Origin of the sequence: Burkholderia sp. Bp9140 (assembly GCF_003853425.1) — a bacterium.
Classification (GTDB): domain Bacteria; phylum Pseudomonadota; class Gammaproteobacteria; order Burkholderiales; family Burkholderiaceae; genus Burkholderia.
This window is the reverse complement of sequence record NZ_QTPQ01000025.1, coordinates 26,793-42,276: the sequence shown is the minus strand read 5'-3', so window position 1 is coordinate 42,276 and position 15,484 is coordinate 26,793. Positions and strand designations below refer to the sequence as shown.

The window sequence follows — 15,484 nt, the reverse complement described above, 5'->3', positions numbered from 1 at the left end:
AGCGTTTGCGTCTGGAGTTTCCCTGATACGCGCGCCGCGCCATTCCCGTTACACTCGGAACACTCATCCGCAGAAGGCGGTTACGATGCTCCACGTTCTTTCACGTCCACCTGCGCGTGCGACGGCTTCGGCGTGGCGTCACGACACCGCTCCCCCGATCGCCCCAGGGCATCGTTGACATGAAGCCCTCCCGCGACCTCTCGCTCGACTCCCTGCTCGAACGCCTCACGCCGACGCCCAGCGGCTGGATCGCCACGTTTCGCGACACGACGCTGCGCAGCGTGTTTCAGCCCGTGCTGTCGATCACGCACAAGCGCGTGGTCGGCTATGAAGCGCTGCTGCGCGTCGTGGACGAGAACGGCACGCTGGTTTCGCCGGTCGCGCTGTTCGACAGGACGCGCGCGGCTGCCGATGCACTGCTGCTCGACCGGCTCGCCCGCTGCCTGCACACGGCCAACTTCGTCGCGCAAGGTATCGGCGACGGCTGGCTGTTCCTGAACGTGACGCCGCGCGTGCTCGATTCGGGCCTCGTGCAGCGCGAATTCGTCGAGGCACTGTGCCGGCATTTCGCACTGCCGCCGAACCGCATCGTGCTGGAAGTCATCGAGCAGCCGGCGCGCGACGAAGCCGCGCTCGCCCGCACGATCGACATGATCCAGCATCGCGACTTCCTCATCGCGATCGACGATTTCGGCACCGGATTCTCGAATTTCGACCGCGTATGGCGCGCACGGCCCGATATCGTCAAGCTCGACCGCTCGCTCGTCGAGCGCGCGACCTGGTCCGCCGAGGATCGCCGCATCATGCATCACCTGGTATCGATGCTCCACCAGGCCGGCGCGATGGTGCTCGCCGAGGGCGTCGAAAGCGACGACGCGCTGCAGGCGCTGATGGAGGCCGATATCGACTTCGTCCAGGGCTTCCAGTTCGGCCAGCCCGATGCATCGATCGCACATGCGAGCGCTGCGGCGCCCGCGATGCTCGATGCCGCGTGGCAACGCTTCATCGCGCATCGGCATGTGCCGGCGATCGCCGAGCAGCCGGGCTTCGACGCGATCGAGCGGCTCGTGCTCGCCGGCGCGGCCGCGTTTTCCGCGAGCGGGAACCTGAACGATGCCGCGCAGCGCGTATTCACGGTGCCGGCCGCGCGCCGCGTGTTCGTCACGGACGAGATCGGCGAACAGTTCCTGCCGTCGATCGGCGCGCCCCCGGAGGGCGGCCAGGCGAGCGGCACGCGGCTCGCGCCGCTGTTCCCGGAGACGCACAGCAACTGGTCGCGCCGCCCGTACTTCCAGCGCGCGATCGCGGCGCCGGGGCGTGTCGCGCTGATGGGCCCGCACTTCTCGCTGACCGAAGGCCGCGACTGCTATACCGCGGCCGTCGCGATTCGCGCGCAAAGCCGCCTCGTCGTGTTCTGCGTCGACTTCGTGCTAGACAGCGCGGGCACCGTGATGCGGTAGCAGGCGCGGGCGGTATGGATCCGCCCGCCGCGCCGCCCGGTTCGGCGTTTCGTCAGTCAATCACCTTCCCTCTTCCCGACTTCACCATGCCGCGCCGCGACTTGTGTTCGAGCCGCCGCTCCTTCGATGCGCGCGTCGGCCGCGTCGCGACGCGCGCACGCGGCGTGAACGCGACGCTGCCGATCAACGCATCGAGCCGCGCGAGCGCTGCCTCGCGGTTCTTCTCCTGGGTGCGGTATTCCTGCGACTTGATCACGACGATGCCGTCGCGCGTGATGCGCTGGTCGGACAGCGCGAGGAGCCGTTCCTTGATGACGGGCGGCAGCGACGACGCGCGGATGTCGAAACGCAGGTGAATCGCGCTCGACACCTTGTTGACGTTCTGTCCGCCGGCGCCCTGCGCGCGCACGGCGGTCCATTCGACTTCGGCCGGATCGAGCGTGTAGCGGATCATCATCGCGACGTCTCCTTGCGGCGCCGCGCGAGCGCCTCGTCGACACGGGCCGCCAGGCCCGAATCGCGTTGCGTGCGCGTCGCGACCGCCTGCGCGAGCACGCGCCGCGGACCGATCACCTGCACGCGCGTGCGTGCGCGCGTGACGGCCGTATAGACGAGCTCGCGCGTGAGCACCCGCCCGAACGACGCCGGCAGCACGAGCGCGGCCTCGTCGAATTCGGAGCCCTGCGACTTGTGGACGGTCAGCGCGAACGCCGTTTCGTGCGGCGGTAGCGCGGCGGGCGACACGGCGCGCGCGGTGCCGTCCGCGCGGCGGAACCACGCGCGCAGCACGCCGTGCGCGTCCGGCAATGCGATGCCGATGTCGCCGTTGAACAGCCCGAGCGCATAGTCGTTGCGCGTCACCATGATCGGCCGCCCGGTGAACCAGTGTGCGCCGACCGCGAGCGGCACGCGTGCGGCATGTCTCACGTGCGTGGCCACCAGCGCATTGACGTGCTCGGCGCCGCGCGAGCCGGTGCGTGTCGCGCACAGGATCCGGAAGCGGTTGAGCGCGTCGAACAAGGGCAACGGATCGGGCACCGGCTCGGACAACGCGGTACGCAATGCGTCGAGGTATGCGCCGAACCGGCGCGCAAGCCGCTCGACCGTCGATGCCGCGAGCGCATCACCCGCGTCGTCATGAAACGACGCGGCAGCGGTATCGTCCATCGGCAACGCATCGAGCGCGGCCTGCACGTCGCCGCGGCGGATCGCGAGCGACAGGCGGCCGATCGGCGAATCGAGACCGAAACGGTAATTGCGTTCGAGCCAGACGACGCAGTCTGCAAGCGGTGCGGGCGCGGGAGACGCGGCGGCGATATCGTCGGCTCGCGTTGCGACGGTCGACGCAAGCGCCGCATCGGCCGGTTCGAATGGCGCGAGCTCGACCGCGTCGAGCCACGCGAGTTCGTCGACCTCGATCCACGCAGGATCGGCGGCCGCCGAGACGCTGTCGGTAGCGGTCGGTGCAGGCGCCGCAGTCGGCAACGAAGCGGCCGGCGGCGCGATATCGGCAGCGGACAACGCTTCGTCCTGCAGGTCGTCATCGAACAGCGACGCCTGGCGCGTATCCACGTTCCGCCGCGCCGGCTGCTTGCGCATCGCGGTCGCCGACAACGGCGCGGATGCCGGAGCCGGAGCCGGAGCGGCAACGGCCGCCGGCGCCTCGCCGTCCAGCACCGGCAACGCCGCGACGAAGGCCGCTTCGTCGATCCCGAGCGCATCCGCGATGCGTATGCGTGCGGCGGCGGTAAACGTCGGCCGTGCGCTGAGTTCGGCGAACACCGCGCCGGCCTCGACCGCGGCCAGCTGATCCTTGTCGCCGAGCAGCACGAGCCGTGCGCCGGGCGCAAGCGCATCGAGCAGATGGGCGGCGAGCGCGACGTCGATCATCGACGCCTCGTCGACGACGATCAGGTCGTACGGCAGCGGATTGTCGCGATGATGGCGGAAGCCCGCCGCTCCGCCGCCGCCCAGCAGGCGATGCAGCGTGTACGACGTGTCGGGCAGGCGCGCGGCCAGTTCCGGCGGCAGGTCGCCCGCCCGCGCGTGCAGCGCTTCCTGCATCCGCTGCGCGGCCTTGCCGGTCGGTGCCGCCAGCGCGATGCGCAGCCCCGGATGCGCGTCGAGCAGACACGCCAGGACACCGACGACCGTGGTCGTCTTGCCGGTGCCGGGGCCGCCGCTGACGATCGTCACGCGCCCTGTCAGCGCAACGATCGCCGCGACGCGCTGCCAGTCCACTTCGCCCGTCGCGGGCCCGAAGTAACGCGCGAGACTGTCGCGCAACCGGTCGGGCGACAGCGCGTCGCCCGGTGCGGCGACGCCGGCCTGCGCGACGAGCGCATCGGCGAGCCGCCGTTCGTAGTCGAAATAGCGTGACAGATACAGATGGTCGTGCCGGTCGACGATCAGCGGCCGCTCGTCGCCGCGCGCGAGCGTGCCGAACGCCACCACGCCGCTGGCGGCGAGCGCCGCGCGCACGTCGTCGACCGGCTCCTCGTAGCGCTGCGCGAGCGCGCCGAGCGACACGCACACGTGACCGCCCGCGGTCGCCCGGCTCGTCGCGAACGCGGCACGCGCCGCCCAGCGCGCGGCCGCGGCTGGCGCACCCGCGCGACGCGACAGGTCGCCGATGCGCCGCGCGAATCCTTCCGCAAGCGCGATGCCGAAATCCGCGGGCTCGGGCAGGCGCGCGGCGAGGCCGCCGGTGAATTCGAGCGTATCGTCGGACACGTTCATGCGCGGCCCCCTTCCATCATCCGGTCGAGCGCGTCGACGAGTTCGCGCGCGGGCCGGCGCGCATGCACGCCGGCCGGTTCGCCGCCGCTGCGCCAGTCGGGCCGCACGCCACGCACGAACAGGTACAGGTAGCCCGCCATATGCGTGTCGTAGTCGTAGTCGGGCAGCCGCCCGCGCAGATAGCGATGCAGCGCGACCGTATAGAGCAGCGCCTGCAGGTGATACGCGTGATCAGCCATCGCGACGTCGAGCGCGCGCGGGCCATAGGCATCCGGCGTATTGCCGAGATGGTTCGACTTCCAGTCGACGATCCAGAACCGGCCGTCGTGTTCGACGATCATGTCGATGAAACCCTTGATGAAACCGGCGAGCATGCCCGCGTCCAGTGCAACGTCCGGATAGCCGTGCGCGACCAGCAGCCGGCGCAGCGCGCCCAGCTCGAGCGACGGCACCGGGAACAGGAAACCCATTTCGTCGAGCCGCTTGGCGGGATCGAGATCCGCAAGCCGCATGCCCGGCACGAGCTCCGTACGCACGACATCGTCGACGAGCCGCGCCATCATCGCCGGCAGGCGCGTCGCGAGTTCGGGCTCGGCCTCGACCGGCCGGTCATGCAGCGCGCCGAGCGCGGCCCGATGCCACGAATCGGGCTCCGTGAACCGGCTGAGTTCGAACAGGCGGTGCAGACATTCGCCCGCTGCCGCACCGCGCGGAAACACGAGGATGTCGTCATCCGGCGGCTCGGCCGCGACCATGTCGGGCACGACGAACGCGCCGTCCGGCGCCACGGCGGCAAGCGCATCGTGATCGGGCCGCAGCTCGTCGTCCGGGACGACCGCGACGCCCGCCTCCTCGCGCGCCATCGACGCCGTCAGCGAACTGAAGCTCGCCATCCGCCACGCGTCGCGCAGCACGCGCGTCGCATGGCGTGCCGCGAGCGCCTGCGATGCATCGTGGCCGGCCGCGAGCCGTTCGCGACGCGCCGGCACCGGCACCGGCGCAACGCTCACGGGGCCACCCGCCAGCGCTTGCCACGCGGCGTCGAGCGCCGCTTCGTCGGGCGGCTCGTCGAGCCACGCGTCGAACGACTGGCCGGCGCCGGCCACGAGCCAGTTCAGCACGCTGCGCCGCGCCTCGCGGGTCGAGCGCGACGACAGATAAGGCCCGGCGACGAGGTAGCATCGATAGACCGCGCGCGTGAGCGCCACGTAGACGAGCCGCGCGCGTTCCGCCGCCTGTTCACGCAGCGCCTGGCGCGCGGCATGCGCCGCGGCTTCGTCGTCGCACCCGTAATGCAGCACGGCGTCGCCCGCGTCGTCGTGATACTCGCGCGCGGCCGGCAACCCCGACGCGGGCGGCTCGCGCAGCCCGCCGTCGTTCAGGAACGGACAGAACACGACCGCGTATTCGAGGCCCTTCGACTTGTGCACGGTCACGATCTGCACGAGGTTGCGATCGGATTCGAGACGCAGCTGCGCTTCCTCGCCGCCGCCATCGAGCCGTTGCGCGGCAAGCCAGCGCAGCGTCGGCGCGATACCCGGCTGCGCGGACGCGCGTGCCTGCGTCAATTCGGCCAGATGGTTGATGTCGGTCACGCGGCGTTCGCCGTCCGCGCCGGCCATCAGCCGCTCGGCGATGCGCAGCTCGCGCGTGAACGTGCGCCACATCACCGCGAAGCCGCGTTCGCGCCACAGCAGCCGATAGCGCGAGAAGCGCTCGACCCAGCTCATCGCGTCCGTGCTGTCCGCCGCTTCGCGCGACGCGTCGCCGTCGCCCTGCTCCATCCGCCACAGCGCCCCCGCATCGAGGCCGAACCAGTCGGCTGCCAGCGCCGCGCGCAGGCGCCGCAGGTCGCCCGGCGCATCGATCGCCGCCAGCACGCGCTCGAGCTGCTCCGCATCGCCGGTCGAAAACACCGACGCCTGCGCGAGCTCGACGCTGCCGATGCCCCACGTGGCAAGGACGCGCTTCACGAGACTGCCCTGCCGGTGCGTCTGCACCAGCACCGCGATGTCGCCCGGCGACAGCGGCGTATCGCCGAGCCGCGCATGCCCTTCGCGCGCGCCGCGCATCAGCCGGGCAATCTCGGCCGCGCACGCCTGGGCAGCCTGCGCCTGTGCGTCGCGCTTGAGCAGCGTGCCGTCGCCGCCCGGCAGCGCCCAGATCCGGAAATCGCCGGCCGGGCCCGGATCGGTTGCGTCGACGAACGGTGCACGCATGCGCGTGCCGGCCCGCACTGCGTAATAGTCGAGCCCGTCGAGCACGAACGCGCGCGGGTTCGACATGAAGAAGCGGTTGCACGCGTCGACGATCGCCGGCGTCGAGCGCTGGTTGACCGCGAGCGTATAGCACGCGCTCGCGCTTGCCCGCGCGGCAAGATAGGTATGCAGATCCGCCGCGCGGAAGCTGTAGATCGCCTGCTTCGGATCGCCGACGAGAAAGAGCGGCCCGCCCGGCGCGAAGATCCGGTCGAAGATCGCGAACTGCAGCGGGTCGGTATCCTGGAATTCGTCGATCAGCGCGGCCGGATAGCGGGCGCGCAGCGTCTCGGCGAGCCACGGGTGCGCATGCAGCGCGTGATACAGGTTCGCGAGCAGGTCGTCAAACGACACGACGCGACGCGTACGCTTGCGTTCAGCCAGCTCGCCCGGCGCCGTGTCGAGCCAGTCGGCGATCAGCGCGAGCCAGCGCGCACGCTGCGCGGCCTCGGCCGCGGCCACCGCCGCTTCGAGCGCGTCGGCCACGTCGAAGAACGCGTGCTCGGGGGGCACGCCGCCCTTTTTCGTCGCCTTCGCGAGCGCGGTGCGCGTGAGCTTGAGCGCCGCCTTCGGCAGCGCGGCAGTCGCATCGCCCTGGGCAAAATGCGCGGACCACGCGCCGAGCGCATCGGCGACCGCGTCGGGCTTGTGCGAGCGCTGGTTGAGCGCGGGCTGCGCGGTGCGCAGCACCGCGTCGATCGCGTCGCGCTCGTCGGCCCACATCCGCGCAGCCTCCGCAAAACATTCGGCGGCAGCGGCCTCCGCCGATTCGTCCGGTTCGACGACGCCGTCCCAGCGCAGCGCGGCCAGCGGCTTCTTCAACCGGCGCGCGAGCTGGGCGTCGAGGGCGGCCGGGCCCGCGCCCGAATCGACGAGCCACGTCGCGAAGCCGGGCCAGCGCGCGGCCATCGGTTCGACGCGCGTACGCCAGAAGTCCGCCGCGAGCTCGAAGCGCAGCGCCGCATCGTCGGCCTGCATGTCGAACGCGAACGGCATCGCGGCCGCGAACGGCGCTTCCTGCAGCGCACGCTGGCAGAACGCGTGGATCGTGTGGATCGCCGCCTGGTCGAACGCGCGCAGCGCACGCCGGATCCGCTTCGCTGCGGTCTCGGGGTCGAGCGTGCCGGCTTCGCCGAGCGTCGTCTCGAGCAGACGCGCGACGAACGGATCGCCGCCGTCGTCGCCGGTATCGAGCGCGTGCGCGAGCTGCGCGAGCCGCCCGCGGATCCGCTCGTGCAGCTCGGCGGTCGCCGCCTTCGTGAAGGTCACGACGAGGATTTCATCCGCGCCGAGATCCTTCTCGAGCAGCAGGCGCACGTACAGCGCGCAGATGTTCCACGTCTTCCCGGTACCGGCCGACGCCTCGATCTGGTTGACGCCGTCGAGCGGGCACGCGAACACGTCGAGTTCGAGCGCCGCCTGCGGCGGGGATGCGGCGCTCATGCGACCTCCTTCAGATGTTCCAGCATCGGCTCGAACACGAGCCGCGCGAGTGTGCCGAACGGTTCGTCGAGCGACGGATGGGCGCCGCGCCACGCGATCGCGATGGCCGGATCGTCGGCTTCGCTCACCACGCGCTCGTTGATCCAGACGCTCGCGGCCTTCGCCTCGCCGTCGGAAATGCGCGCCCATGCGCTGCGCGGGAAAAACCGCAGCGGCATCCGCCGCCCCGCGCGAAACAGCGCCGCGAGCGGCGCGAGACGCTCGAGCGGTGCCGCGACCGGCGTGAGTTCGAAGGCGCCGCCGCTGCCAAACCACAGCGTGCGGCGCGGCCCCTCGGGCTCCACCGCGCAATAGACGAGATGCGCGAGCCAGGCAGACAGGTAGTCACGCGCGCTCGGCCGTGCATAGCGATAGATGACCTGACCCGCCGGCGTCAGCCGGTTCAGCGTGCCGTGCAGTTCGAGCGGCGCACTCACCGCGTCGCCTGACAGCATCGCGTCATCGGCGCCGAACAGCACCTGGTCGGTGTCGGGCCATGCGGGCGCGATCGCGAGCGTGAACGGCCGCCGTTCCATGCCGTCGGCCAGCGCACGGCGCACGTTCGACGCAAGCTGCGTCATCGAGCCGAGCGCCTGGTCACGCCAGACGGCACCCGTCGCGCCGCCCGGCAGTTCCGGGCTGGCGTCCGCGATGCGCAGCGCGTGATCGTGCACGCCGCCTTCATCCGATTCGATCAGCAGCGGCAGCACGCGCTCGGCGAGTGCGTCACTGCCGGCGAAGTCGAGTGCGAACGGCTCCGTGTCGAGCAGTTCCGCCTGCGCGTCGGACAACACGATGCCGAGCCGCGCACGCAGCAGCGCGCGGGCCGGATGCCGCCAGAAGCGTTCGAATTCGCTGAACGCGACGGGCTCCACCGGCTCGGCCGGCAGCGGCTGCGCGAAGAACGGCTGCTCGCGCGTCGCATCGCGCGCGGCTTCGGCCGCCAGCAGCGACGCGAGCGTCGCGCGCTCGGCGTCGTACGAAGCCAGTTCGCTGCCGGGCCGGAAATACTCGGCCGCGAACGGTTGCAGCGGATGCTCGACGATGAACGCGCGCCGCGCGGCATCGACCGCGTCCGGCGCGGCGTCCGCGCCGGCCGTGACGAGTGCGAGATGGTCGAGCAGTTCGTCGACGAGCGCCGCGGGCGGCAACGGTGCGTTGTCGCGAATGCTGCGCCCCGTATAGGCAATCAGCAGCCGGTCGCGCGCGGCGAGCAACAGGTCGAGGAACAGGTTGCGCTCGTCGTCGCGGCGCTGCCGGTCGCCGAGCTTCGGCAAGACGGCCATCAGGTCGAACTCGTCCGCGCGCGCGAGGCTCGGCAGCACGCCGTCGTCCATCCCGAGCAGGCACACGACGCGGTATGGCAGCCCGCGCAGGCTCGTCAGCGACGAGAACGTGACGCCGCCCCATGGCACCCCGCCGCGCGCCGGATCGTCGAGCGCGGCTGCCAGCCCCGCGCGCACGACGGCCGCGGGCAACGCCTCGTCGGGTGCGCCTTCGGTCATCGCGGCGAGCATCGCGTCGAGCGCGTCGCGCACACCCGCGAGCGCATCGGCGTACGCGGCGCCGGAGTCGAAAAACCGCGCGAGCGTGTCGGCAAACAGTTCGCTCCATGCGCGCGGCGTGTGGGCGTCGGCGAGCCGCCGCGCAAAGCCGTCGAGATCATCGGTGAAGCGCGCGAGCCGGCCGAGCAGTTCGGCCTCGCTGCCGGTGGCCGCCTCGATCGGCAGCCACGCGCCGACCGGTGCCGCGCCTTCGGGCATCGCGTAGCCGAGGAAGAGCCGCGCGAGCGCGTCGGAGAACGTATGGCGCGGCGCGGGCACCGCCGCATCGTCGCTCGCCGTCGGCGACAGCCCGCGCCGCGCGCCGGCGGCCGCGAGCCAGGTCTGCACCGTCTCGAGCGCGGCTGCGTCGATGCCGTAACGGGCCGCCACCGCGTCCACGCGCAACCATTCGACCAGTTCCGGCGCGCCGACCTGCCGCTCCGGCAACGCGAGCCATTCGAGCAGCACGCGCGCGACCGGGTTCGCCTGCGACGGCGGCAGGCCGGTGATCCGGTAAGGCACGCGCGCGCCCCCGGCACCCGCCGTGCCGAACACGGCATCGATCAGCGGCCCGGCCGCCGCGAGATCGGCGACCGCCACCAGCACATCGGACGGCTGCAGCGTCGCGTCGGCGTCGAACCACGCGAGCAGGCGGTCATGCAGCACCTCGAGCTGACGCGCGAGACTGTGGCACACGTGCACCTCGATCCCGCGCTCGGCCGGCGCTTCGCCGAGTTCGGCCTCCGGCTGCAGGTCGAGGATCGCGTTCTGCACGCGCGCGAGCCAGGTCGGCGCGGAATTCCCGACGAAACGCGATGCATCGCCTGACGCGGCGCTTTCCGTCAGTTCGTGCAGCATGTGCAGCTGCGCCTGCGTCTGCCGCCCCCACTCCGCGAGCAGCGGATGGCCGACTTCCTGGTAGTCGAGCCGGCCGGCCGCGTCGAGCGCCTCGGCATGCGCGGCGGTGACGATGTCGAACCAGAATTCGCGGCACGGGTTGAGCGCATAGACGCGCACGTCGATCCACCGCGACAGCTCGCGCAGCAGCGCGACGTGCAGCGGCGGCATCGTCGGCAGCGCGAACACGCTGACCGACTCCGGCCAGTCGGCGCGCGCGACCGTTTCGGGACCGAGGTTGCGCGCCTCCACGAGGAAGCGATGCGCGGGCGGCGTGCCGCTTTCGCTCAGCTCGGCAAGCAGCGCGCGCCACAGCGCGGCCTGCCAGTGCTCGTCGTCGCGTGCGGCATCGCTGATTCCGCGCGGCGCGGCGTCGCCCGCGAGCACCGACTCGCCGGCCTGCCACGCGGCCAGCCATTCGGGCCGATAGGTCAGGTAGTGATCGAGCACGGCCGCGACGCGCTGTGCGAGCTCGTGGCGCATCGCGTCGTCGGACGCGGACAGATACGCGGCCAGCCGCGGCGATGCGAGCCACGGCGCGCCGCCCGCGGCCTGCGCGAACAACCGGTAGCAGCGCCATACGAGGCGGTCGGGTGCGAACGGCGAGCGCGCGGGCACCGTCAGCACGCGGCCGATCTGCGCCCACAGCCATTGCGCGAGATACGTGAACTCGACGTTCGCGCACACGCCGTGGCGCGCGGCGATGTCAAGCTCGAGACGGCGGCGCAGCGCGGCGCTCGGCACGATGACCTGTTGCGGCGCCCACGGGCCGTTGCGGGCCGGGAACGCGGCCAGGTCGTCGAGCAGCGCGTCGGCCAGCGTTTCGTGACGGTTCGAATAGAAGAGATGGAGCATGAAGCGGGTGTCGAAGCCTCGCGCCGGCCGGACCGGGCGAACGGGAGCACCAAGGATAGCAAAAGGTCCGTCGCGACGAACCTCGTCCGAACGGCCAGCTTTTGCGGACCGCGAAATACGATAGACTCGTCGCCAGTCAATACGCCGCCCCGGGCGTCTTCGTCTGTCATTCAGCTCATCGATGCGCTATTCGGTCGAAATCAGAAAGTTTTTCTACAGCCAGTACTTTTTCGGCGGCCTGCGGATCGCGGTCGGCGTGTCGCTGCCGGCCGTGCTGTGCCTGATCGTGTTTCACAACCGGGAGCTCGGCTTCACGATCTCGACCGGCGCGCTCGGCGCGTGCGTCGTCGACATGCCGGGCCCGCTGAAGTACAAGCACAACGAAATGCTCGCGTGCAGCGTGATCGGCTTCCTGGCCGCGCTCGCGACCGGCCTCGCCACGCCGAACATCTTCGCGCTGTGGCTGACGATCGTGCCGCTCACGTTCGTGCTGTCGCTGATCGTCGTCTACGGCAACCGCTGGCCGCAGATCAGCTTCGCGACGCTGTTCATGATGGTGATGACGCTCGAGGAGAAGTTCACGCCGCTGCAGGCGCTCATCAACGCGGGCTGGATTCTCGCGGGCGGCCTCTGGTACACGTACTGGGCGACGCTCGTGTCGCAATGGCAGGCGCGCCGGATCGAGCAGCAGGCGCTCGCCGAAAGCCTGTTCGCATGCGCCGACTACCTGCTCGCGCGCGCGCAGTTCTATGATCTCGACGCCGATCTCGACGAGTGCTACCGCAATCTCGTCGCGAAGCAGATCACCGCGGTCGAAACGCAGGAAACCGCGCGCGACATCGTGCTGCGCAACCTGCCGAAGCTGCGCCGCGGCAAGCTCGATCCCGGCCGCACGACGATGTACAACCTGTTCATCAACAGCGTCGACCTGCACGAGCTGTTCGTCGGCGCGCATACCGACTACCCGCTCGTGCGCAACACGTTCGGCGGCTCGGACCTGATCATTTTCTATCGCGACCTGATCTGCAAGGCGGCCGCCGATCTCGAGGAGATCGGCCTCGCGGTGCTCGAGAACCGCGCGCCGCATTCGCGGATCAGCGTGAAGGCCGAACTGCGCGCGATCGAGTACGAGATCGAGCTGATGCGCAAGAAGAACTTCCCGGCCAGCAATGCGGAAGCGTACGCGGCCGTGCTCGCGACGTTCCGGCGCATCTGGAGCGCCACGCGCCTGATCGACCGGATGCGCCGCAACCTGTCGGGCCATGCCGACCCGCAGCAGACCGAACTGAAGATCGACAAGGCGCTCACGCGCTTCCTGCAGCGGCGCCGGATGTCGCCGCTCCTGATCTTCTCGAACCTGAACATGCGCTCGCCGAGCCTCCGCCACGCGCTGCGCGTGACGATCGCGGTCGCGGTCGGCTTCTGGCTCGGCCGGCTGCTGCCGCTCACGAACGCATACTGGATCGTGATGACGACCATCATCATCCTGAAGCCCGGCTACTCGCTGACCAAGCAGCGCAACGCGCAGCGTATCGTCGGCACGCTGATCGGCTGCGCGGCGAGCATCGCGCTGATCTACACGGTGAAGGAGCCGCACCTGCTCATCGCGATCATGTTCGGGTCAATGGTGATGAGCTACAGCCTGCTGCTGTTCAACTACGCGGCGAGTGTCGTGTTCACGTCGTCGTACGTGCTGCTGATGTTCCACCTGCTCGCGCCGGGCAGCATGCGCATCATCGGCGAGCGCGCGATCGACACCGTGGTCGGCTGCATGATCGCGATCGCCGCGAGCCGCCTGTTCCCGTACTGGGAATACCGGCTGATGGGCAAGCTCGTCACCGACACGCTGACGTCGACCCGCAAGTATTTCGAGGCCGTCTGGCGCGCCAGGCGCGGCGCATCGCCGCCGCCCGTGCCGGCCGCCGACGGCGCGGCGGTCGTGCCGGGCGTCGCCGCGGCGATCGAAGCGCCTGCCACCGCCCTCGACGACGACTACCGCTACCGCCTCGCGCGCAAGGACGTGCACATCGCATTCGCGAACCTCGGTCAGGCGTTCCAGCGGATGATGATCGAGCCGAAGGCGCACCAGCGCTTCGTGCCGGAGCTGAACGACCTGCTCGTGCAGACGCACGTGCTCGGCGCGCAGATCACCGCCGCCGCGCCGCTGATCCGCAGGGCCGACGAGAACCTCGTCCACGACGACGCGCTGCGCCGCGGCCTGTCCGCCGTGCTGGAGAACCTCGAGAAGGCGGAAGCCGGCGAGCCGCCGCCGGCCGACCAGCTCGATGCGACGAAGCAGATCACGCGCGACCTCGACGCGATGGTCGTGTCCGCGGAAAAATCCGATGCGGTGGGCGCCGAGCTCACGCACGACCTTAAAGTACTCGCGCACCAGTGCAAGCAGATGCTCGCGTCGTCGCTGCTGATCCGCAAGGACGCGAGCGTCATTCGCCTGCCCGCATGACGGCATGACGGCATGACGCTGTCCCGCCGCCGGCCGCGCACGCAAGCCGGCCGGCCGGCGGCGCGCCCCCGCTCCCGCTCCCCTTCCGAAGCATGCCCCGTGCGCACGGCACGCGACGGCCCCACGCCCGATTCCGCCGGTTTCGCCAGTCAGGGAATACCCGATTCCGGTCCCATGGCCCGGCTTGTTATCATTCGTTCACATTTAAGTTGTATAGACAACTTGAGCCAACCGGGCCGGCCCCGCTCGCCCGGTCCGTCGCATAAAACGATATCGGAGACTCGATGAAGAACTTGCAGCGCCACCTGAGCGCGCGGCACATCCGCTTTCTCGCGCTGGGCTCGGCGATCGGCACCGGCCTGTTCTACGGCTCGGCGTCCGCGATCCAGCTCGCGGGCCCCGCCGTGATCCTGGCCTACATCCTGGGCGGCGCGGCTGTCTACATGGTGATGCGCGCGCTCGGCGAGATGGCCGTGCGCGAGCCCGTCGCCGGCTCGTTCGGCCACTACGCAACCGAAAACCTCGGCCCGTTCGCGGGCTTCGTCACCGGCTGGACCTATACGCTCGAAATGGTGATCGTCGCGATCGCCGACATCACCGCGTTCGGCATCTACATGGGTTTCTGGTTTCCGGACGTCCCGCAATGGATCTGGGTGCTCGGCGTCGTCGCGGTCATCTGCGGGCTGAACCTGTGCCACGTGAAGGTGTTCGGCGAGCTCGAGTTCTGGCTGTCGATCATCAAGGTCGGCGCGATCGTCGCGATGATCGGCGGCGGCGTCGCGATCCTGCTGACCGGCATGCATTTCGGCCATTCGGCCGACGTGCCGACGTTCGCGAACCTGTGGAACCATGGCGGCTTCTTCCCGAATGGGATCGGTGGGCTGATCGCGTCGCTGTCGGTCGTGATCTTCGCGTACGGCGGCATCGAGGTGATCGGGATGAGCGCCGGCGAGGCGAAGGACCCGGAGCGCGTGATTCCGCGCGCGATCAACGCGGTGCCCGCGCGCATCCTGCTGTTCTACGTGCTGACGATGGTCGTGCTGATGTCGATCAGCCCGTGGACCGGCGTCGGCAGCGACGGCAGCCCGTTCGTGCAGATCTTCTCGGCGCTCGGCGTGAAGTCGGCCGCGACGATCCTCAATCTCGTGGTGATCAGCGCGGCGATCTCGGCGATCAACAGCGACATCTTCGGCGCGGGCCGCATGATGTTCGGGATGGCGCGGCAGGGCCAGGCGCCGCGCGTGCTGACGACGACGTCGCGGCACGGCGTGCCGTGGGTCACGGTGCTCGTGATGGCCGGCGCGCTGCTGGTCGGCGTGCTGCTCAACTACCTGATGCCGAAGGACGTATTCCTGGTGGTCGCGGCGATCGCGACGTTCGCGACCGTGTGGGTGTGGCTCATGATCCTGCTGTCGCAGGTCGCGATGCGCCGCCGGCTGTCGAGCGCTGAAGTCGCGGCACTGAAGTTCAAGGTGCCGCTGTGGCCCGTCGCGCCCGCGCTGACGATCGCGTTCATGGGTTTCGTGATCGTGATGCTCGGCTGGTTCGAGGACACGCGCGTCGCGCTCTACGTCGGCGCAGCGTGGCTCGTGCTGCTCGCGGCCGTGTTCTACGCACGGATCCGCCCGAAGTTCGCGCCTGCGTCACGTTGACGCACGACTGACCTTTCCATGCGGCGCGCCGGGTCCGGCGCCCGCATCTGCGCGTCGCCCGCCGCTCCTTTGCGCATCCCGCCGTTCCCGCACGTCGCTTGCGCCCCGGCCGACCGGGCCGACCGGGCCGCAA

General features: G+C 70.3%; 7 protein-coding genes. 3 read left to right on the top strand and 4 right to left on the bottom strand.

Translation table 11 applies throughout. The features are described from left to right. Positions 1 to 179 precede the first annotated feature (179 nt). Complete coding sequence (locus tag DIE21_RS21000) at positions 180 to 1,460, top strand: EAL domain-containing protein (RefSeq protein ID WP_124499527.1); 1,281 nt, start codon at positions 180 to 182, stop codon at positions 1,458 to 1,460. Between the two features lie 52 nt (positions 1,461 to 1,512). On the opposite strand, the gene arfB is transcribed toward DIE21_RS21000, so the two are convergent. From arfB to recC, 4 genes are read right to left on the bottom strand one after another with little or no spacing between them, the layout of a single operon-like run. Further along, positions 1,513 to 1,917, bottom strand: a complete 405-nt coding sequence (gene arfB, locus DIE21_RS20995; protein ID WP_124499526.1) for an alternative ribosome rescue aminoacyl-tRNA hydrolase ArfB — start codon at positions 1,915 to 1,917, stop codon at positions 1,513 to 1,515. After that, positions 1,914 to 4,199 carry an AAA family ATPase gene (locus tag DIE21_RS20990; RefSeq protein ID WP_124499525.1) on the bottom strand — a complete coding sequence of 762 codons (2,286 nt, stop codon included), beginning with the start codon at positions 4,197 to 4,199 and terminating at the stop codon, positions 1,914 to 1,916. Before DIE21_RS20990 ends, arfB begins: the two co-directional genes overlap by 4 nt. Next, the gene (gene recB / locus DIE21_RS20985) at positions 4,196 to 7,900 is read right to left on the bottom strand and encodes an exodeoxyribonuclease V subunit beta (RefSeq protein WP_124499524.1); all 3,705 of its coding nucleotides are present in this window, start codon (positions 7,898 to 7,900) and stop codon (positions 4,196 to 4,198) included. The genes DIE21_RS20990 and recB overlap by 4 nt, the downstream gene beginning before the upstream one ends. After that, positions 7,897 to 11,235 carry an exodeoxyribonuclease V subunit gamma gene (gene recC / locus DIE21_RS20980; protein ID WP_124499523.1) on the bottom strand — a complete coding sequence of 1,113 codons (3,339 nt, stop codon included), beginning with the start codon at positions 11,233 to 11,235 and terminating at the stop codon, positions 7,897 to 7,899. Before recC ends, recB begins: the two co-directional genes overlap by 4 nt. A gap of 181 nt (positions 11,236 to 11,416) precedes the next feature. On the opposite strand from recC, the gene DIE21_RS20975 reads away from it, so the two are divergent. Continuing rightward, positions 11,417 to 13,699 carry an FUSC family membrane protein gene (locus DIE21_RS20975; protein WP_124499522.1) on the top strand — a complete coding sequence of 761 codons (2,283 nt, stop codon included), beginning with the start codon at positions 11,417 to 11,419 and terminating at the stop codon, positions 13,697 to 13,699. Positions 13,700 to 13,983: 284 nt separating this feature from the next. Continuing rightward, the gene (locus DIE21_RS20970) at positions 13,984 to 15,351 is read left to right on the top strand and encodes an amino acid permease (RefSeq protein ID WP_124499521.1); all 1,368 of its coding nucleotides are present in this window, start codon (positions 13,984 to 13,986) and stop codon (positions 15,349 to 15,351) included. Positions 15,352 to 15,484: the final 133 nt, after the last annotated feature.